The organism is Lactobacillus gallinarum DSM 10532 = JCM 2011, assembly GCF_001434975.1.
GTDB lineage: Bacteria > Bacillota > Bacilli > Lactobacillales > Lactobacillaceae > Lactobacillus > Lactobacillus gallinarum.
Window position 1 is genome coordinate 16361 of the sequence record NZ_AZEL01000021.1, and the last position, 19154, is coordinate 35514.

Sequence of the window (19154 nt, forward strand, 5' to 3'; positions counted from 1 at the left end):
GCTTATCCCTCACTTAATGGTTGAACCTTTAACATCTGATCTGCCACATTCTCTGCAAACTGCAAGTCGTGCGTAATAATTAATTGCGTTAACCCGGATTTTTTCAGACCTAAGATCATCTTCTCAACCTCTTTGCGCAAATTAGGATCAAGCGCTGATGTTGGTTCATCATAACAGAGAATGCGTGGCTTCATTGCCAATGCCCGTGCAATGGCGACACGCTGCTTTTGACCACCAGACAATTCATAAGGATATTGCTTCTCACGGCCATTCATTTGCAAACGATTAAGCAATTCATAAGCCTTCTTATTGGCTTCTTCCTTGCTCTCCTTAAGTACCATCGTCGGTGCCAGGGTAATATTTTGCAACACATTCAAGTTAGGGAAAAGATTATAATCCTGAAATACCACGCCAACTTTACCTGAATCATAAGCTTGACTATCAATTAAAATTTCGCCGCTATCCTTGGTTTCAAGACCGGCAATAATTCTAAGAAGCGTGGTTTTCCCTGCACCAGATGGACCAACAATGGTCATGATTTCACCATCTTTTAGAGTAAAAGAGATATCTTTCAAAATTGGTCGATTATTAAATTCTTTGTATAAGTTTTTTACTTCTAACATTTAATCCACCTACCACTATCTGTAATAAGAGAAGTACTTTTCCAACTTTTTCAAAACAAAAGCACAAATACTAATCAAAAGTAGATAAATCACGCCAACTAAAACTAATGGTATCAGCGTTACATCACGCGCCATTGCTACATTACCTGCTCGAAGTAAATCGCCTAAGCCGATTACGTAAACAAGTGATGAGTCCTTAACCAAGTTGATCACTTCGTTACCAATTGAAGGTAAAACAATTTTGATTACCTGGGGAATGACAATCTGGGTCATTGTTTGCCAGCGATTCAAGCGTAACACTTTTGCGGCTTCAAATTGTCCTTTATCAATTGATTGAAAACCGCCCCGGAAGATTTCCGCAAAATATGCAGCATAATTTAACACAAAGGCAAGAAGCGCTGCCTGATAACGTGGAAATACAATATGGATAATTGGTAAACCATAAAATACAAAAATCAATTGCAATAATAGTGGTGTCCCCCGCATAATCCAAACGTAAAAATTAACTAGCCATTTAATTGGCTTAATTTTGCTCATTTCTCCAAGTGAAACCAAGATTCCGAGCGGCGTTGCCAAAATAATAGTCCAAAAGAAAATACTAAGCGTCATCGTTGCGCCGTTAAAAAGGGCTGGTAAAATTTCTCCAATATATTTTAATGACATATCCTCACCTGCATTTTTCTAATAAAAAAGCCCTCTTAGGACTAACCTAAGAGGACGAACTGATCGTGTTTCCACCTCATCTTCGCATCTGCTCACGCAAAATGCCTCACTAGGTTGATTATCTTAAAAAAAAAAGCCCCCATAGCCAATTGGCTACGAGGGCGAATGAAATCGCGATTCCACCTCATATTCACAGGCTATTCACATAACCTGCCTCAATAAGTTAATAATCAACCTTTAGCTATAACGGGCTATCCCGGGTCTTCCTACTCAATTCAGAAAATCAACTCACAGATGTGACTTCGGATTAGCTCGTGTTTCATTTCCACCATCAGAAACTCTCTATTACCGCAGCTAGCCTTACTGCTTCTGTTCTAAGTTGTTTTTAATATTGCTATAAATCTTATAAGATTAATTAGTATTTGTCAATTATTTATTAATTACTTTTCTTCATAAGTAACTGGATCCACATCTAAAAGCGGACTCTTTTCACCAGTGTAAATCACGTCTAACTTGTACATAGCACGAGATGTAATCGTGTAAACAAGTTGCGTTTCATCTAATTGATGATAATTCTTTTTATTTGCGCCCCACATAACTACAGCATCAAACTCTAGTCCTTTAGCCAAATATGATGGAATAACCAAGGTGCCATCAACTAAACGCTGGTTAGCCGTCGCAATCAAAGTGGATTTTTCACCTTTTTCGCTCAACTTTTCATGGACAAATTTAGCACCAGCCAAATCCTTCGTAATGATAGCAGTAGTCATCTTGCGCTTTTCATTATCACGTAAAATATCGACTAAAACATCAATTGCCTGTTCATCGCCATCTCTACCCCAAATCACAGGCTTTGGACCTTGACGGTTAAAGGCTTCGATCTTTTCACCTTGACGCAAAATCTGCTTGGTAAAGTTAGTCAGTTGCTTAGTTGAACGATATGACTTAGTAAGTTGGACCACATCGGTTTTTTCTGGATCAAATAAACCTGAAATCTGCTTAAGCAAACTGCGGCTTTCATCCTTAGTAAAAATAGCCTGATTCAAATCACCGAGCATCGTGAATTTGGCACGTGGGAAATTATATTTAAGGTAGGCCAATTGGAATGGCGTATAATCTTGAATTTCGTCGATGAAAGCATACCGCATTTCATAATTAGTTCTACGACCAGTAATTAAATCATACAAGTAAAGATAAGCAGAAACATCAGTGATTGCAATATCATGCTTCTTGAAATTTTCCTTAACTTCATCAATATGATGCATCCAGTCTTCTTCATCGATATTCCACTTAGCTAAATCAACCATCTTAGGCACAGCACGCAAGAAGCTTAAGTATTGCGCACGCATATTGATAAAGTGATTGTGCAAAATACGCTTGTGCACGCCCTTCAATGCCTTAAGCACAATCTTTCTGCCTAAGAATGCCTCTTCCTTAGCTTCTGATTCAAATTCTTGATCAGGTCGATCGTACAATTCATTTAACTCAGATTGACTCATCCCTTCAATGGTGCGAGCAACCCAAGCTTTTCTAGCTTCTGGCGCGATCTTGCGATTAAGCATCTTAATCAATTCTTCACGCGTTGCATCAATGCGGTTAGCCAAATTGTAATTCTCGTTATATGAGTAATAGATTTCCTTGATCTTTTCCTTATCAAAGTAAGGCTTCTTCTTGTCACGGAAATAAATATTCTTAAAGACTACACCGCGTTTATTTAAATGCTTTGCATAACGTGTTACCAAATTAAAGAAGTTAACCGAATCCTTAAATTTACTAATATTAGTATCCGCATTTTGATCTTCAAATTGTTTAAACAGGTTTTCCACATTCATCCCTGGAAGCCGGCGGGCAACAAATTGCCAGTAAGTCATCTGTACCATATTTTGTTCACCCATTTCAGGCAAAACATTCTTAATATAGTCATTAAACAATTGGTTAGGACTGAACATGATAACATCACTAGAAGTCAAATTACCACGGTAACGATAAAGCAGGAATGCAATTCTTTGCAAAATTGCACTAGTTTTACCAGAACCTGCAGCACCTTGAACGAAAAGCAAGTCAGCACTAGTATTTCTAATAATCTTATTTTGTTCTTGTTGAATCGTAGTTACGATTGATTTCATCTGAGTTGATGATTTTTCAGATAAAACCTCTAAAAGCATTTGGTCACCGATTGACTCATTGGTGTCAAACATGTTGACAATCTTGCCATCTTCAATCATGAATTGGCGTTTCTTAGTCATATCAACGGTAATTTTGCCTTCTGGCGAATTATAAGATACTTCACCTAACTTACCATCGTAATAAATTGAAGAAATAGGCGCACGCCAGTCATAAATCAAAAAGTGATCGTCTTTATCTGCAAAAGATCCCAAACCAATATAAATAGTTTCAGGCTTCTTTTCCCCTTGCTCTTTAAAATCAACTCGAGCAAAATATGGCCGTTTTTCCAGCCTTTCAACGGTATCCAATTGCTTAGCTGAATGCTGCCAAGCATGTTCGCGTTCACTTAATAATTGCTGCTGTTGATGAATCGACAAGGCGGTTTCCATTGAAGTCGAGTAACCATCATAATCCAACTTAACATCATCAAAGAAGTGTGAATTAAGATTTCTAGCTTCGCCTTCAGCGGATTTAATTGACTTTTTTAAAGATTTTTCACGTTCCTTGATTTGTTTCATAATATTATCAAGGTGTTTTTGTTCAAGTGCTTCTTCACTATTTTCATTTTTTGCTGTGGTCATTTAATCACCTTTTCTTTAAAAACTCGCATTCTATTTTATCATGAGTAGCGCTTTTTTATCATGAGTAGCGCTTTTATAGTAGTCTGCACGCTCATAGGCAAAATACAAGTAAAAATAGATGAAAACTTAAGATTTGAAGATTATAATTTCAACATTGGAGTTGAAAATTATGAGAACGTTTTTTAGAATCATCAGAAATATTTTCTTGCTTGCAGTACTCGCCTTTGCCGTTTGGTCTTATAAAAATGATTCTAACATGCGCATGGCAACGCAAGATTCTCTGACTACATTAAATTATCGCATTCAGCAATTATTAAAAAATGGAACCACTACCCCGCCTAAATTAGGCGATAAAGACACTTCTACCAGAACTGATAAAGCAAAAGATGATGATACCTTTGAAAACCGGACATGGTCAAAACCGAAAGCAAATGTTTACGTAGATGTCAAAAATAACTTACAGTTACGTTCGGCTGCAATCGATGCCATGAATGCTTGGAATCGAACCGGAGCCTTCACTTTTCACCAAATTAGTAATAAAAAGAAGGCACAAATCGTTATCAGCATTGTGGATGATAGCGACACAAATGCTGCTGGTGAAACGGCTACAACTTATAATCCAGCAACTGGACATTTATTAAAGGCAGATGTTCATCTCAACCGCTATTACTTGCAAAATGAGTGGTACGGTTACAGCAATAATCGAATTATCAACACCGCTGAACATGAACTAGGACATGCGATTGGTTTAAATCACACCAACAGCGTTTCAGTCATGTATCCTAAAGGATCAATTTACACCATTCAGCCACAAGATATCAAAAAATTGAGAAAAATCTACCACGAAAACAATTAACTTTAATTACTCCTCTCTTTTTTCTAAAATAAAGAGGAGTTTTTTGATGAGGAGAAAATTATGAAAAGAATCTATATTGTCCGTCATGGTCAAACTTATATCAATCGTTATAACAAGATGCAAGGTTGGTGTGATACCCCACTAACTACTGCAGGAATTGAAGGTGCCGAAGAAGCTGGCAAGGCATTGCACGACGTTTCTTTTGACATTGCCTTATCTAGTGATTTAAAAAGAGCTAGCGACACCTGCGAAACAATCATGAAATACAACGTTAACAAAGATGAATTGCAGCATATTGCCAGTCCATTTTTCAGAGAACAATTCTATGGCTATTTTGAAGGAATGGATTCTGAAATGGCTTGGCGCATGATCGGTGGCAGTCACGGCTACGCTACTAGACAAGAAATGTTTAAACATGAAAGTATCGATACCATTAAAGATTGGATCAAAGAGGCTGACCCATACCACCAAGCAGAAGATGCTGAAGAATATTGGTCTCGCATGGAAAATGGTTTAAAGATGATCAGTGAACTTGATGGAGCTGAAAACATCTTGTTGGTTACCCATGGCTTTACTATTAGAAGCTTGTGGTACCGTTACGGCGATAACATCCCTCTTGTACCCGGTCCAAAGAATGCCTCAATTACCGTGATGACCATGAGCGATAAAGGCGACATCAAGATCCCTATTTGGAACAAAATGCATTTATGAGCATATACAAAAAGAAGCTTAGATCAACTTGATCTAGGCTTCTCTTTTTAATGAACGCTATATCAGGATCGGGTGCTTTTGTTGCAGCTAGCCAAAGTACAGACCAGCGAACAATGCACCACTACCGCCACCAAGAGTAAGTGGGATCTTGTGAATCGTAATTACGATAGCACCAAGCAAGATACCTATTGACATGAAGCTAACATCTGTTTTGGTTCCAGTAACTTTTTCATAACCAATTGTCTTAATGGCATTCGTTAAATAGTTTGCTGGAGCAATGATTGTTACATGATCGCCAACAGTTAACCGGGTGTAGAAAGTAAGTTTTCAAATATGCATATTAAAAAAGCTGTCATTTTGACAGCTTTTTCGTATACCTAGCTTATTAACGAGTACTGATTTAAGCCTAAGATTCTACTTTTTCAGCACTATATTCTCGTATAATTTTACAGTCACAATGTAGTAAATGAAGTAAAGTACGATGAAAATTAAGAATGGTAGCCAGATGCCCATGTATGGCTTAGGTAATAATGCCTTGAACAATCTCAAACCGAAGAGAACATCGATGATACCTAGTGCTCCAGGTAAAGCGAATAGCACCCCAATTTCATTTCTAATTGATTTTCTAAGCATCTTTTCCCTAGTCCCAATCTTGTAGAGCATTTCGTAACGTACTTTGTCGCTGGCGGCGCCGCTTAAAACTTTGAACATCAAAGTTGAAGCGAGCATGGTTAGGAACGCGATTCCTAGGAAGAAACCCATGAATTCGAAGCCGCTGGCAAAGCCAAGCACTACTTGATAAGTAAATGGCTTAGTGTTGCTCAACACTCTACTAATCATAGGTGAAGTCATTTGAAGCTTTTCAATCTTCGTTAAAGTTGGATAGTCTTTAACAAAATCCTTAACTCTAATTAAAGTTATAAACTTCTTTTGTCCTTGAATAGTATTAAATTTAGCTGGAGAAACTAGTTCAATCTTTTTAGTGCCATTAAGTAGCATCATGCTCAAACGAGTATTAGCAGAATTACCAGGAGTAACCAAATCTTTGGTCTTGGCTACAGTTGGTGTATAAGTCGGGAAATCATTACCGTGTTGACTAAATTTAATATATTTAAATGGCTTTTTGTCGAAATCAGCCTTGTTAAAGAATAGTTCTTTCTTAGTTTCAACGTAGTGGTAAGTAGCCTTAGATTTAATATCTAACTTGTCCACATTTTTTTGCACAGCTGGTGTATTTTGCACAATCTGTGCATCATAGTAGTCGCTGACTACTGCTTGGTTCTTCAATGAATTGAAGTTAAGACCAACAGTAATCGCACCAAGAGCTAAAGCGAAAAGTAGTGAGATAACGGAAAGAATACGTGTGTAATCACGAATTCTGAATTTTAGTTGTCCAAGAGTAAAAACGCGAATACCGCGGTAAGCGAAGCCTTTTTTCTTGAGCAAAAGATTGATGATGAGAGTGAAAAATGAATCAAAAGTGAAGTATGAGCCTGCCACGATAGTTACTAATGCTGCTGGAATGATGAAGAAAATAGCATTAGCGGGCATCCCCATAATGTAATAGCCTGCTACTAAAAGCAAAAGACCTAAGATAGCTTCAACCACGCGCAAGCCGTTCTTGCGGCTGATCTTAATTGGCTTTTGATTCTCATGAAGCAAGTCAATCACTTTACTACGCACAAGTTTATGCACATTTCTCAACGCTGCTAAAAAGAATACAACTACAAAGAAAATCAATGTCCATAAAATTGCATTAGGCAAAATTATCTGAAAGTGCGTAATATGTAAGTCTAAACTGCTAATCAATAATTTAGACACAAGAGCAGTTAAACCCAAGCCAACAATAATTCCTAAAATAGCTGCCAAAATCCCTGTTAACAAGGTTTCACAGAAAATCAGCAAACCAAGCTTAGAACTTTTTGCCCCTAGCATCATGAACATGCCATAGTCGTGCTGGCGCATGCTGAGCAAAAATGAATTCGCATAAACCAAGTAAACGAAAGTAATAATTGCGAGTAAGACAATCCCGAAGCCAAAGATGAAGCTTAAGTATTGTCCTGGTGCATTAACATCTTTACTCATGAAGCCTGGGTTAATTGCCAAGGATAAGAACATATAAAAGATTGTACTTGCAACTACCAATCCTGAAAACAGGACCGTGTAGTCTTTGAGCCGGCTTTTAATCCCGGTTAAAGATAATTTCCAAATCATTTTCCTTTCTCCTATTCCTCAGTACCCAAGTGAGCAATCAATTCATGGTAGAAGTCTGTTCTAGATTTTTCACCTTTAATCATTTGTTCACCGATTTTACCGTCTTTGATGAATAAAATGTGATTAGCAAAACTTGCTGAAAATGGATCGTGGGTAACCATCAAAGTTGTTACGCCGTCATGCTTGTTTAAGTTTTCCATCGTGTTTAGTAATTCTCTTGCACTCTTAGAATCAAGCGCACCGGTTGGTTCATCGGCCAGTAAGATTGATGGTTCGTGAACCAAGGCACGTGCAGCCGCTACTCTCTGCTTTTGTCCCCCTGAAATTTCTGCAGGGTACTTATTCAAAATTTCTTTAATTCCTAATTTTGCTGCAATTCTATCCACAAGTGGATTAATTCTGCGTGCTGATAATCCACGCAAACTAAGTGGTAATGCAATATTTTCTCGATTAGACAAATTTTCTAGCAAATTAAAGTCTTGGAAAATAAAACCTATTTCTTTGCTACGGAAGTCAGCCATCTGATTAGTATTCAAAGTGCTAACATCATGCTTATTAATGAAAACTTGCCCCGTAGTTGGTTTATCTAAAGTTGAAAGAATGTTAAGTAAAGTAGTCTTACCAGAGCCAGAAGCACCCATGATTGCTACAAATTCACCTGCGGCAATCTTAAAATTGATGCCCTTCAAAGCTTGGTATTGTTTTTCGCCTTTTTTACCGTAAGTTTTGGTGACGTTGTCAACCACAAGAATTTCGTTCATTTTTATACCTCTTTCTCCCCAATTTGTTTTACTGTATTATTCAATTAATACACTAATATGATATTAGCCTTCTGTCAATCTATTTTTGCGTAAAAAAATAGTTCTTCACGTCTTAACGCGTGAAGAACCTTGATCTATCAACATTTAGTTGCTAGTTTTTGTTTTGATTAATTTACATTTTCCTAATGTTTGAATCTCTTGATGACCGTTTACTAGATGTAAAATTGCATCCCGGTATAACAGTTTTTCTGTCTTTTTGCTCTTATCCTTGTACTTTTTAACAAAAGTTACTTCATAATCAATCTTGCTATAATTGCGCTTACCTGGCAAAACAGATAAGACTTTGACTTCAACATTGAACTTCTTAAGTTTCTTATCCTTTTTCCACTTCTTGATTTGTTGCTCAATCTTCTTATAATCGGCGTTTTCTTTATCATTTTCAAAATTGGTTACCATCGGCTTTTTAAAGTTGGTATATAGCATTCTCGCAGCATCTTCAACTTTAATTAAACCTGGCCAAATTGGGTTAACAATATAATCACCTTCAGCATCTTGGTAAACATCTTTTTCACCATTGCCTTGGTAATCTGCTGCACCATCATAATCAGTTACATCGTCTTCGCTATCGCTAAATTCCGAACTGATTGATTGTGATAAATCTGTCACATTTTCAGATTTAATGGTTTGACCATCAACCTTGCTTTTAACAAAAATTTCCATTCTCTTAGCAAGCGGATAATCCTTAAATGTATAGTGGCCTTTTTTATTAAGAGTGGCTGCTTTGTGATCATTGATATAAACTACGCCATTAGGAACGCTGCGAATTTGGAAAGTGGCGGTTTTAATTTTCATATCTACCGTCTTATTTGACCAAATATTTACAATTGAGTCAGCATCTAACTTTCTATTGTTAACCTTGGATTTAACCAAAATATGGTAACGACCAGGGAAAACTAATCCTAAATCTTGATAGTAATTCTGATTGTCGCCATTCATTTTGCCGTAATCTTCCCCGTTAACAAACAAAGCCGAATTGGCATGGTTGGTTTGAACCTGTGGACGATAGCACTGCACTCGCAACTTATATTTACTGAAAAATAAGAAATAGCGGCCAGCTTCAACTAATTGAATCTCACCATTGTCACGATCATGACGTAAGTTAGAATCTAATTTTTTCGCAGCCGCTGCATGATTCTTAAAATAATTCTGCAACGGTTTTAAACTATCATCGGTTACCTTCATATCAGGAGTTGAAGCAACCACATATTGCGCCATCCCTGTCTTAGGGTCTTTTAAGTTGGCAACAATGCGGCTAATCTGCCGATCTTTTGTATAATAAAAATTGCCGGCGGTAATTAATCCGCCAACTAAAATCACAATAATTCCAAATAACCAAATAGTTTTACGTTTTTTCATACTTAAAACCCACCAAATTAATACTTTTAATTTAGATTAACAGGTTGAGCCAAAATAGCAACTATCTTCATTTTTGTGAGGAAAAATTATGGAAATTAACTTCAATTTTGTCAAAAATAGTCCAACATTTAACGAGGAATACTCTACTGCTGAAAAGATTCACAAGTTATACACAATCGATGATTATCGTGACGTCATCAGCAACTCTCGCCTTTTGCTTGAAACACTTACTAAGAAAATCTTCAAACTAGAGAATCTGAATGCTTATTATCATGTGCCAGACGGTGAATATCGCAATTTGCGCAATGACACGCATTATTTACGCGGGGAACTCGATTATCCTTTAAGCATTATGGATTTATTCGATGAAGTCCGCCGGATGGGGAATGCAGCGATCCACGATAGCAAAATCGAACCTGATAAAAAGCAGGCCTGGCGCTGCGTTTGCGACGTTCATGACATTCTAGTCTTTTTAATCAATAGCTATGATGGTCAGGATTTATATTACATTCGCCCCGACATCGCTATGGAGGCTCAAACCTCTAGTCAATTTCATACCCGTGTCAAAAATACTAAACCGCATATTAAACTTAAAGATCATCAGACTAAAAAAGTCGAAAAGCATCATTTACACACTAATTTGAAAAAGGTTAAGCATTTCTCTAGTGTAAAATCTGTGGATAAACCTGCTGAAAAACATGAACAAATTAAGCCTGCAAAACAGAATTGGTTTACCAAACTTTTCCACAAAAAATAGCAAGGTATACGTAACCTTGCTATTTTAATTCAAGAAAGTGTAGTCATTAAAGATCACATTATCCGACTACTAGAAAACGGGCTGTACATACTCCCCCATCAATACACCCGTGCAATCATCATACACCTTATTTTTTGATTAAAAAAATCAACTTTTTCTTTACTAATGATAACCAAAAAATGATATTTATCGCTTATTGACATCGCGTCACCTTGCTGATATTATTTATTATAACGATTTATATATTGAGAGGCGCCAATGACGCTGCCAATACACAAATGAAAACTGAAGAAGTTTCTCAAATGGGGAATGGCTTTGTTAAAGGCCATTCTCTATTTTATTTTTGACGAAAGGAGTGATATGTCCTTTATGGATAATCACATACAAAAGCCTTGGGCTGTTACTCAGTCTGAGGTACTAACAGAGACAAATACATCAGAAGCTGGCTTAAGCGATGACGCAGTTCGAATACGTCAAAAAGATGGTTTAAACGAACTTGCTGCTAGGCCTCCTAAAACCACCTTGCAAATGATCAAAGAGCAAATCATTGATCCAATGATCATGATTCTAATCGGCGCAGCCTTCTTTTCAGCTCTTTTTCATGAATATACTGAAGCGATCATCATTGCTATGATCGTGGTCATCAATACTATTATTGGTATTGTGCAGGAAAAGAAAGCTCAATCATCCTTAGCTGCTTTGCGGGATATGAGTGCTCCCATGGCTCATGTTATTCGCGCCGGCAAGGAGCAACTAATCCCCGCTAAAGAATTAGTAGTCGGTGATATTGTCAACTTGCACGACGGTGACATGGTTCCAGCAGACATGCGTCTTCTCGAATCCGCCAACCTAAAGATTCAGGAAGCATCCCTCACAGGTGAATCCGTACCTGTGGAAAAAGATGCAGATACTGTTTTGGCTAAAGACTGCAGCCTTGGTGACCGCATCAATATGGCTTTCAGCTCTTCAATTGTTACCTACGGACGCGGACTAGGTGTCGTGACCACTACAGGTATGAACACCGAAATGGGTGCCATTGCCGGCATGCTAGAAGATCAAACTGAAATTGAAACGCCATTAAAACGTAAATTAACTAGCGTTGGTAAAGTTTTAACAATCATTGGTATTTTTGTCTGCATCTTGGTATTTATCATTGGTGCAATGTACCAAAAACCGCTTTTACCCCAATTTTTAATCGCTATTTCGTTAGCAATCTCCATTATTCCTGAAGGTTTGCCTGCCACAGCTACAATTGTGATGGCCCTTGGCGTTAAGCGCATGGTAAAAAAGAATACTTTGATTAAGAAATTACCAGCTGTGGAAACCTTGGGTAACGCTACTGTCATTTGTTCCGATAAAACCGGTACTTTAACTTTAAATAAGATGACAGTTACTAAAACAGCTGCTGGCGACTTCAATGAAATTGATGTTAAAGATATTAAACCTAATAAGGTTTACCAAGCGTTAGCCTATGCTGGTGCCCTTTGTAACGACGCCAGCTTGAAGGATAACGAGGCGAGCGGTGATCCTACCGAGGTTGCTTTGATTCCTTTTGCTAAAAAATTAGGCTTCAACCAAACAGAATTAAAAAAGGTTCACCCACGTCTATTTGAACAACCATTTGATTCAGATAGAAAACGAATGACCACCTTGCATGAAATTAATGGTCAATATGTTTCCTTTACTAAGGGTGCAGTAGACGAAATGTTACCGTTATGTAATCACATCATGACTGATAATGGCGTTCGTCCAATTACGACTAATGATAAAAAACGAATCTTGAACTTGATGCAAAACATGTCTAACGAGGTATTACGCGTACTAGGTTTTGCCACAAGAGTTGTGGATAACTTACCAAGTGAAGGAACCGATTTAGAAAATAATTTAACTTTCATTGGTATCGGCGGTATGATCGACCCACCTCGTGAAGAAGTGGCGGAATCGGTTAAGACTTGTCGTCAGGCCGGCATTAGAACCATTATGATTACTGGTGACCACAAGATTACTGCTTTAGCTATTGCTAAGAAGCTTAATATTTACCAAAACGGTGACTTGGCTATATCTGGCATTGAACTTGATCAAATGTCTGACGACGAACTTGATCAAGCGGTTAAAAAGACGACTGTCTTTGCCCGCGTTTCACCTACCGATAAGTTAAGAATTATTCAAAGCTTGAAGCGTAACGGTGAAGTAACGGCAATGACTGGTGATGGTGTTAACGACTCACCTGCTTTAAAGGCTGCCGATATCGGTATAGCCATGGGTGTTACCGGTACCGACGTAGCCAAAGACGTGGCTGATATGGTACTTTTAGATGACAGTTTTACTACTATTGCTTACGCAATCAAAGAAGGTCGTCGCGTTTACCGTAACATTCAAAAAGTAATCCAATTCTTGTTAGTTGGTAATATTGCTGAAATTACTACTTTGTTTGTTGCGACATTATTTAACTGGGATGCACCATTATTAGCTGTGCATATCCTGTGGGTAAACTTAGCCACTGCTACTCTACCTGCTCTTGCTTTAGGCGTTGACCCTGCAAGCAAAAACATTATGAAACATAAGCCCGTAAATCCAGGTACTCTTTTTGAAAAAGATCTTGTGTGGCGCGTGATTACTCAGGGAATCTTCGTTGCGCTGATGACTTTAATTGCTTACTTTATTGGTGCAAGCATTGATAATCCAATCACTGGTCAAACAATGGCCTTCAGCGTATTGGCTTTATCACAAATGTTGAGAGCCTTTAACCAGCACTCTAACACCGATCCTATCTGGAAGAGAGCTACCGGTATGAATATGTGGTTGGTAATTTCATTCATTGTTTCCGCATTTTTCATGGGCTTGATCCTATTTGTTCCAACTTTACGAAAAGTATTCTACATTACTAATCTTTCAGCTGGTCAATGGTTAGTTGTCATCACCTTATCCTTGCTTTCAATTGTACAAGTTGAAATTTTCAAAGGATTTAAGAAGCTAAGAACTAATTCAAACAAAAACCAATTAATTGAAGAATAAAAATAAAGGATCCTCATGCAGGATCCTTTTTTCATACGCTTAATTTAATTCTTCAATATCTTTAAGTAAGCTGTCTTGCTCTGGCGTTAAACGCTCATGTTCTTTACGCAGCTTTAAGACTTGCTTAGTCTTTTCATAGTTTACTTTTTAACGATTGCACTAGAAAATGTTTGCGCATTAGACTCAATCAGCTGATTTGAATTATTAGCAAAAAGAGATACCCCAATTCCTAATGCCGCTAAAGTAAGCCAGACTTTTTCTAATAGTTTACTTTTCATATGTGTGCACTCCTTTTGGCTATATTATACAAAAAGTATCGATCTATTAGTATTGTCTGCGCTTACATTTAACTAAATTGTAACATTCTTTAGTTAGTCTTAAGAGTTACTTCCCCGGCCACATCTGTATTAAAGAAATCTGCCACTTCATGGACGTTCATGTCCTGGCCTAGTGCCCACATCAACTTGGTAATGGCACTCTCAGAAGTCATGTCGCACGCACTGATCGCACCTTCTAGCAAGGCTTCGCGTCCTACTTCATACTTAGTTAGGTCACTACGTTCATATAAACATTGGCTGCTGGCAATTACAGGGATGCCCTGTCTGATCAACTTACCAATTGCGGCCACCATGTTACGGCGAATAAAGTTCATCCCACCTAAACCATAGGCTTCAATAACAATTCCTTGGCAGCCACTATCTACCATCGCAAAAAGTAAATCAGGATCAAAGCCTGGGAATAATTTAACTAAAGAAACATTAGAGTCAATCTTGGTATTCAAGCAAGTTTCACCCGTTTTTTTCTTAGGTGTATAATCCGGATTGAAGACCAAGCCATCTGAAGAAACGGTTGCAACAGGCGGAACGTTAACACTTTCAAAAGCATCAAAGTTAGTCGTTCTAACCTTAACGGCTCTGCAGCCCAACATAATTTTATTATGGAAGGCTAAATAAATATCAGGTGGACAAGTAGCTGCTGCCGCAAAAGCTAAACGCAAATTATCGTGGGCATCACTTAAGACAACATTGATAGGTACCTGGCTTCCAGTTAAAACCACTGGAATATTAATATTCTTCAACATAAAGGTTAACATTGAAGCAGTATAAGCCATTGTATCGGTACCGTGTGAAACCACGATTCCATCATAGTCATTACGATATTTATAAATATTTTCCGCAATAAATTTCCATTCTTCTGGTTGAATATTAGAAGAGTCGAGCTGCAAAATATCGTGAACGTCGATATCATACGGTAATTTACCCAGCATTTTAATCAATTCTTCGCCAGTTTCTTTAGGTACTAACCCTGCATTAGATGCAACTGATGCAATCGTCCCACCAGTTGAAAGCAATAATAACTTCTTTTTTTCCATCTTTATTTCCTCTACCTTTGCAATTTACGCCGTTTTGCATATTCATTAATGATTAGATCAATTAGAACATAGGCTGAACTGAAAGTCACGACCTTTTTACTAAACTGAAATGGCGTAGTCTTGAAAAAGAAGCTGTAATCACTAAGAGAAGCTAATTTTCCCGGCTGCCAGCTTGTTAAAGAAACTAGCTTTAACTTATTATTAATAACATCGATTTTCTTCAATTCCTCAATAATTGTCTTATTAAAACCACCAAATGAAATTACAAACAACATATCATTTTCTTTGGCAGCTTGACCCAGCATTGAAACTTCATCACGCGCACCTGGTAAAATAATCGCGTTTTTACCTATTAAGTAAAAAGAATGAGCCAAATACTCCGCAATAATCTGCTGTTGCCATCCCGTCGAATAAATATAGATAGTTCCTGCTTGATCTAAATCCGCACATAAGTTATGCAAATTCAATCCCTTAAAATATTTAAAGGTGTCATTGATTATTTTCTGCAGATTATCGTCAAATTGCAATTCTTGTGCATGCTTAGCATATTGCTCTTTTCTCGCAATCAATTCAGACAATTCAAATTTAAGTTCACTAAAACCGCTCAAGCCTAATTTTTTACTCAAACGAAAAATAGCAGATTTAGAAACATATAATTTCTGCGCTAATTCCATTAAGCTCAACTTACTAGCTTCCTTGGGATACTTGAGCAAATAACTGACTATTGCCTTATCAGTATCATTGAAGCTTTCTTTTTTCTTCATTACTACTGTTTCTAAATCCATCTCTATGTCCTTTCTGCCATAACTTTATATCAAGTTCAGAATATCATGATCAGCACAAAAAAGGTAGCTATTCAATTATAGAATAGTTACCTTTTTCTTATTTGTTATGACTTTTAAAATTGTTATTTAAGTTCTGGCCAATATGGAGCGTTAACTGGAATCATGTCATCCAAGATCTTCTTGGCTACAGATGCATCTGGAACAGTCTTGTTCAAAGCAAAGGCTTGGAGCATCTTTTGGTATGAGTGCTCTACATAAGCATCAACAACCAATTTTTCACAGGTTTGTTGTTCCATCATCAAACCTCTTTGGAAGCGGCCAGCCTTACCAGTTGCCATTGGTTGAATACCATCAGCACCAAACAATGCTGGAACTTCAACGATTGAATCTGGATCCATGTTTGAAATAGCACCGTTGTTTTCGCAGTTAGCTAAGAACTTCTCGTGAGTGTTGTAGGCAATAGCGTGAATAATATCTACGATATATTCTGAGTGCAACCCTGAAATGTCCCAAATATTATTCTTAGCAGTACCTGCCTTAACGATTCTTTCACATTCACCGAAGACAATCTTTTGACGGTGTTCACGAATTTCATCAGTACGAGTGTGCTTTGGATCGGCGTTTGCTACTTCATATTGTGGGAAGTAGTAGTATTGCATGTAGTTGTTTGGCAAGGTTTCTGGATCCATCTTGTAGTCATCGGCAACCTTCTTAAAGGTAGCTTCCCATGAAGCTTCAGTATCCTTGTCGTAGTCGCCGCCTACCCAGTAACCGTGATCCTTAACGTATTCCTTAAGCTTAGGCATTAAGTCTTCGCCGGTCTTCTTGTTTCTAACTTCTTTCCACCAGCCGAAGTGGTTCAAGCCGTAGTAGTTGAAGTCAATGTCGTGCCAGCTGTTCAAACCGCAGATAGCAGCCATTCTGTCCATGTCATCAATTGGCATATCACAGATGTTGATAACCTTTGCACCTGGACGAAGACGACGACATGCTTCAGCAACAATCGCAATAGTGTTGGAGTAGTTGATCATCCAAGCGTTTGGTGAATATTCTTGCATCCAATCAATAATTTGCAAAATTGCAGGAATTGAACGAAGACCATAAGCCATACCTCCGGGTCCTGTAGTTTCCTGACCATTTACACCATATTTTAATGGAATCTTTTCATCTAAACTTCTCATGTGGTATTTACCAACACGAATTGAACCCATTACAAAGTCTACGTCAGTAAAGGCTTCCTTAGGATCAGTGGTGTATGAGAACTTAATTTGTGGAGCTCTTTCCTTCATGATGATCTTAACAGCTTCACCAATCTTCTTTTGACGTTCTGCATCGTTATCGTAGAACTTCAATTGTCTCATTGGGAACTTGTCTTGGCTCTTGATTAAGTCAAGTACAAATCCTGGTGTAAATGTACTACCACCACCGGCAATAACTACTGAATATTTCTTACCGTTCATATCTAAAATCTCCTTTGATAAGTTTTTATCTCTGATATGTTTTCCGTTTCATTTACCTTACGGTTATATTTATACCATCATTTTTGCTAAATGTATCCGTTTTCAATGGCTTCAGACTTTGTTTCAGCGCTTGGAACTCATTTTAGATCTCGAAATATATTTCAATCTTTGCATTGCTATACCAATATATTTTTCATAAAATTATATCTTATATGTACTTGTTATCATAATAAGCTTAAAAAATATCAATTTTTATTTTTCTACTATATAAACCTGCACTATTTAAACAAAATTGCCTTTAATCCCCGATATAATGGCATTTACTCTTTTAAAAAATACTACTATATTAATATAAAAAATTATATATTCTTATTTTTTAAAAACTTTTTTACATTATTTAATAAGTGTGCAACTTAATATCCTCATCGCCCTCAAGCAGCATGCTACCAGCGTTTCTAGTGCTATCCCCTCCATATATATTATTGTCTTTTGTTATTAAATTTTTTCACATATAGACTTTGGTTTTATTCCTGTTAGTCTTATCACTTTAAGAGACTTATAGCGGAACTCAAGAAATTGACTACTTCTTGAGCTTTGAATTTTCATATTTTTGGGAATTTTTGATAGAGAATAACTTTTTAATAAATAGGGAATTAGGAAAATGAGAAATAATGTTAAACTTTTATCAATCATTAGTATTGCCGCTGCTTTAGCTGGTGGCACTATTACCGCTTTAAACAATAATGTAGAGACTGCAGCAAATTCAACTGTTGAAGCTGCTTCTATTACTTTGCCTTCTGGTTATACTAAGAGTGCCATTATTAAATGGAACCAAACTGGTAGAGCAAGCAAGGCTTTAATCAATGCCTCAAAGAAAGGCATGATAGAAAACACATACAGTGGTGCTGGTTCTGACGATACTTTAGTTAACGTAACTAACTTAAGCCACAGCCAAAAGGTTGAATTGAGCAAGTACACTTTAAGCTTGATTAACTCTGCTCGTCATCAACTTGGCAAGAAGTCTTGGACTTACAAGGCTGGTGCTTTGCACTTTGCAGATCGTGTAGCTGAACAATACTACTCACACAACAAGTCTTGTTGGGATGCAGACCACTATGTACCTGGTATCAAGCGTGCAGCTAAGGCTTCTGGTCTTAACTCAAGAGTAAGTCAAGTCTACGAAGACGAAGCAGCCTTACCTATTTCTTCAACTTACCACACTAATATGCGTACCATGTCAGCATTGAAGAACCAAATTCACTTCAACGTTAAGCAAATGCTTTTCGGTGGTTTCTATGGCTCATACAGTCAAATGAATGATTCTTCAAGATACACTGAATGGGAACACGCTGGCGACTTGCTTGGTTGTCGTACTAAGCACTACGATGCTAAGACTAAATACTTTGGCATTAGCTTCAGTGGTTTAAGAGGCGATTCAAGCAAGATTAGTGTTCACATGATGGGCGTTGCTAAGCGTTACATCCAAAACTACAAGAAATTTAATCGTTAATATCGACGTTGTAGTTTAAAACTTAATAAAGTTTCCTAATCCAAGAGTTTAAAAAGGTTTAGTCACCTGTTTGAACTCTTTTAATTTACTTAAAAAGGCCAAATTGCTCTGGTTTTCAGACAATTTGACCTTTTTGTGTTCTATATTAGGCAAGATTAATAATTAAAAGTAAGTACTTAAAAGCCTATTCTCATCGTATTTTCGGTAAGAATGTTGTTATATCAACGTTTCAAGCACCTTCAGCAATTATAAGTTTTAAATTCT

15 protein-coding genes and 1 other annotated feature are annotated in these 19154 nt (G+C 37.4%); of the genes, 5 read left to right on the top strand and 10 right to left on the bottom strand.

Annotated elements, in window-relative coordinates; translation table 11 throughout:
• Positions 1 to 2 precede the first annotated feature (2 nt).
• The 3 genes from FC37_RS03535 to helD all read right to left on the bottom strand — a co-directional run bounded on the left by FC37_RS03535 (position 3) and on the right by helD (position 4033).
• On the bottom strand, positions 3 to 623 hold the full coding sequence (locus FC37_RS03535) for an amino acid ABC transporter ATP-binding protein (RefSeq protein ID WP_025006011.1): 621 nt from the start codon (positions 621 to 623) through the stop codon (positions 3 to 5).
• A 15-nt stretch (positions 624 to 638) separates the two neighbouring features.
• Positions 639 to 1286: an amino acid ABC transporter permease gene (locus FC37_RS03540; RefSeq protein WP_025006012.1), complete on the bottom strand. Its 648-nt coding sequence runs from the start codon at positions 1284 to 1286 to the stop codon at positions 639 to 641.
• Between the two features lie 154 nt (positions 1287 to 1440).
• Positions 1441 to 1672: a binding site (T-box leader), on the bottom strand.
• Between the two features lie 54 nt (positions 1673 to 1726).
• Positions 1727 to 4033 (bottom strand): RNA polymerase recycling motor HelD, encoded by a 2307-nt coding sequence (gene helD, locus FC37_RS03545; RefSeq protein ID WP_025006013.1) that lies wholly within the window; start codon positions 4031 to 4033, stop codon positions 1727 to 1729.
• Positions 4034 to 4202: 169 nt separating this feature from the next.
• Between helD and FC37_RS03550 the strand changes: the two genes are divergently transcribed.
• Together FC37_RS03550 and FC37_RS03555 are read left to right on the top strand one after the other, a co-directional pair.
• On the top strand, positions 4203 to 4889 hold the full coding sequence (locus FC37_RS03550) for a matrixin family metalloprotease (protein ID WP_025006014.1): 687 nt from the start codon (positions 4203 to 4205) through the stop codon (positions 4887 to 4889).
• Between the two features lie 60 nt (positions 4890 to 4949).
• A complete protein-coding gene (locus tag FC37_RS03555; protein ID WP_025006015.1) occupies positions 4950 to 5600 on the top strand; it encodes a histidine phosphatase family protein in 651 nt (216 codons plus the stop codon).
• A 414-nt stretch (positions 5601 to 6014) separates the two neighbouring features.
• Here the strand turns inward: FC37_RS03555 and FC37_RS03560 are convergent, their stop codons facing one another.
• The 3 genes from FC37_RS03560 to FC37_RS03570 all read right to left on the bottom strand — a co-directional run bounded on the left by FC37_RS03560 (position 6015) and on the right by FC37_RS03570 (position 9991).
• Positions 6015 to 7814 (bottom strand): FtsX-like permease family protein, encoded by a 1800-nt coding sequence (locus FC37_RS03560; RefSeq protein WP_025006016.1) that lies wholly within the window; start codon positions 7812 to 7814, stop codon positions 6015 to 6017.
• Between the two features lie 11 nt (positions 7815 to 7825).
• Positions 7826 to 8575, bottom strand: a complete 750-nt coding sequence (locus tag FC37_RS03565) for an ABC transporter ATP-binding protein (protein WP_056945490.1) — start codon at positions 8573 to 8575, stop codon at positions 7826 to 7828.
• 144 nt (positions 8576 to 8719) lie between these two features.
• The gene (locus FC37_RS03570) at positions 8720 to 9991 is read right to left on the bottom strand and encodes a TcaA 3rd/4th domain-containing protein (protein WP_025006017.1); all 1272 of its coding nucleotides are present in this window, start codon (positions 9989 to 9991) and stop codon (positions 8720 to 8722) included.
• 88 nt (positions 9992 to 10079) lie between these two features.
• On the opposite strand from FC37_RS03570, the gene FC37_RS03575 reads away from it, so the two are divergent.
• Both FC37_RS03575 and FC37_RS03580 read left to right on the top strand, forming a co-directional pair.
• Positions 10080 to 10748: a hypothetical protein gene (locus FC37_RS03575; protein ID WP_025006018.1), complete on the top strand. Its 669-nt coding sequence runs from the start codon at positions 10080 to 10082 to the stop codon at positions 10746 to 10748.
• Positions 10749 to 11117: 369 nt separating this feature from the next.
• The gene (locus FC37_RS03580; RefSeq protein ID WP_056945492.1) at positions 11118 to 13763 is read left to right on the top strand and encodes a calcium-translocating P-type ATPase, PMCA-type; all 2646 of its coding nucleotides are present in this window, start codon (positions 11118 to 11120) and stop codon (positions 13761 to 13763) included.
• A gap of 140 nt (positions 13764 to 13903) precedes the next feature.
• Here the strand turns inward: FC37_RS03580 and FC37_RS10475 are convergent, their stop codons facing one another.
• The 4 genes from FC37_RS10475 to FC37_RS03595 all read right to left on the bottom strand — a co-directional run bounded on the left by FC37_RS10475 (position 13904) and on the right by FC37_RS03595 (position 17380).
• Positions 13904 to 14041 (bottom strand): hypothetical protein, encoded by a 138-nt coding sequence (locus FC37_RS10475; RefSeq protein WP_087236253.1) that lies wholly within the window; start codon positions 14039 to 14041, stop codon positions 13904 to 13906.
• An 89-nt stretch (positions 14042 to 14130) separates the two neighbouring features.
• Entirely contained in the window at positions 14131 to 15135 is a 1005-nt protein-coding gene (locus FC37_RS03585) for an asparaginase (protein ID WP_025006019.1), read from the bottom strand.
• 11 nt (positions 15136 to 15146) lie between these two features.
• Positions 15147 to 15920: a MurR/RpiR family transcriptional regulator gene (locus FC37_RS03590; protein ID WP_025006020.1), complete on the bottom strand. Its 774-nt coding sequence runs from the start codon at positions 15918 to 15920 to the stop codon at positions 15147 to 15149.
• Between the two features lie 122 nt (positions 15921 to 16042).
• Complete coding sequence (locus FC37_RS03595) at positions 16043 to 17380, bottom strand: family 4 glycosyl hydrolase (protein WP_025006021.1); 1338 nt, start codon at positions 17378 to 17380, stop codon at positions 16043 to 16045.
• A 661-nt stretch (positions 17381 to 18041) separates the two neighbouring features.
• Between FC37_RS03595 and FC37_RS03600 the strand changes: the two genes are divergently transcribed.
• Positions 18042 to 18890: an SEC10/PgrA surface exclusion domain-containing protein gene (locus tag FC37_RS03600; protein WP_025006022.1), complete on the top strand. Its 849-nt coding sequence runs from the start codon at positions 18042 to 18044 to the stop codon at positions 18888 to 18890.
• Positions 18891 to 19154 lie beyond the last annotated feature (264 nt).

What these genes read in the sequence shown, in the direction of transcription:
- helD (WP_025006013.1), bottom strand. Translation starts at nt 4,033, where the DNA reads ATGACCACAGCAAAAAATGAAAATAGTGAAGAAGCACTTGAACAAAAA.
- FC37_RS03590 (WP_025006020.1), bottom strand. Translation starts at nt 15,920, where the DNA reads ATGGATTTAGAAACAGTAGTAATGAAGAAAAAAGAAAGCTTCAATGAT.
- FC37_RS03550 (WP_025006014.1), top strand. Translation starts at nt 4,203, where the DNA reads ATGAGAACGTTTTTTAGAATCATCAGAAATATTTTCTTGCTTGCAGTA.
- FC37_RS03595 (WP_025006021.1), bottom strand. Translation starts at nt 17,380, where the DNA reads ATGAACGGTAAGAAATATTCAGTAGTTATTGCCGGTGGTGGTAGTACA.
- FC37_RS03600 (WP_025006022.1), top strand. Translation starts at nt 18,042, where the DNA reads ATGAGAAATAATGTTAAACTTTTATCAATCATTAGTATTGCCGCTGCT.
- FC37_RS03540 (WP_025006012.1), bottom strand. Translation starts at nt 1,286, where the DNA reads ATGTCATTAAAATATATTGGAGAAATTTTACCAGCCCTTTTTAACGGC.
- FC37_RS10475 (WP_087236253.1), bottom strand. Translation starts at nt 14,041, where the DNA reads ATGAAAAGTAAACTATTAGAAAAAGTCTGGCTTACTTTAGCGGCATTA.
- FC37_RS03575 (WP_025006018.1), top strand. Translation starts at nt 10,080, where the DNA reads ATGGAAATTAACTTCAATTTTGTCAAAAATAGTCCAACATTTAACGAG.
- FC37_RS03570 (WP_025006017.1), bottom strand. Translation starts at nt 9,991, where the DNA reads ATGAAAAAACGTAAAACTATTTGGTTATTTGGAATTATTGTGATTTTA.
- FC37_RS03585 (WP_025006019.1), bottom strand. Translation starts at nt 15,135, where the DNA reads ATGGAAAAAAAGAAGTTATTATTGCTTTCAACTGGTGGGACGATTGCA.
- FC37_RS03565 (WP_056945490.1), bottom strand. Translation starts at nt 8,575, where the DNA reads ATGAACGAAATTCTTGTGGTTGACAACGTCACCAAAACTTACGGTAAA.
- FC37_RS03580 (WP_056945492.1), top strand. Translation starts at nt 11,118, where the DNA reads ATGGATAATCACATACAAAAGCCTTGGGCTGTTACTCAGTCTGAGGTA.
- FC37_RS03560 (WP_025006016.1), bottom strand. Translation starts at nt 7,814, where the DNA reads ATGATTTGGAAATTATCTTTAACCGGGATTAAAAGCCGGCTCAAAGAC.
- FC37_RS03535 (WP_025006011.1), bottom strand. Translation starts at nt 623, where the DNA reads ATGTTAGAAGTAAAAAACTTATACAAAGAATTTAATAATCGACCAATT.
- FC37_RS03555 (WP_025006015.1), top strand. Translation starts at nt 4,950, where the DNA reads ATGAAAAGAATCTATATTGTCCGTCATGGTCAAACTTATATCAATCGT.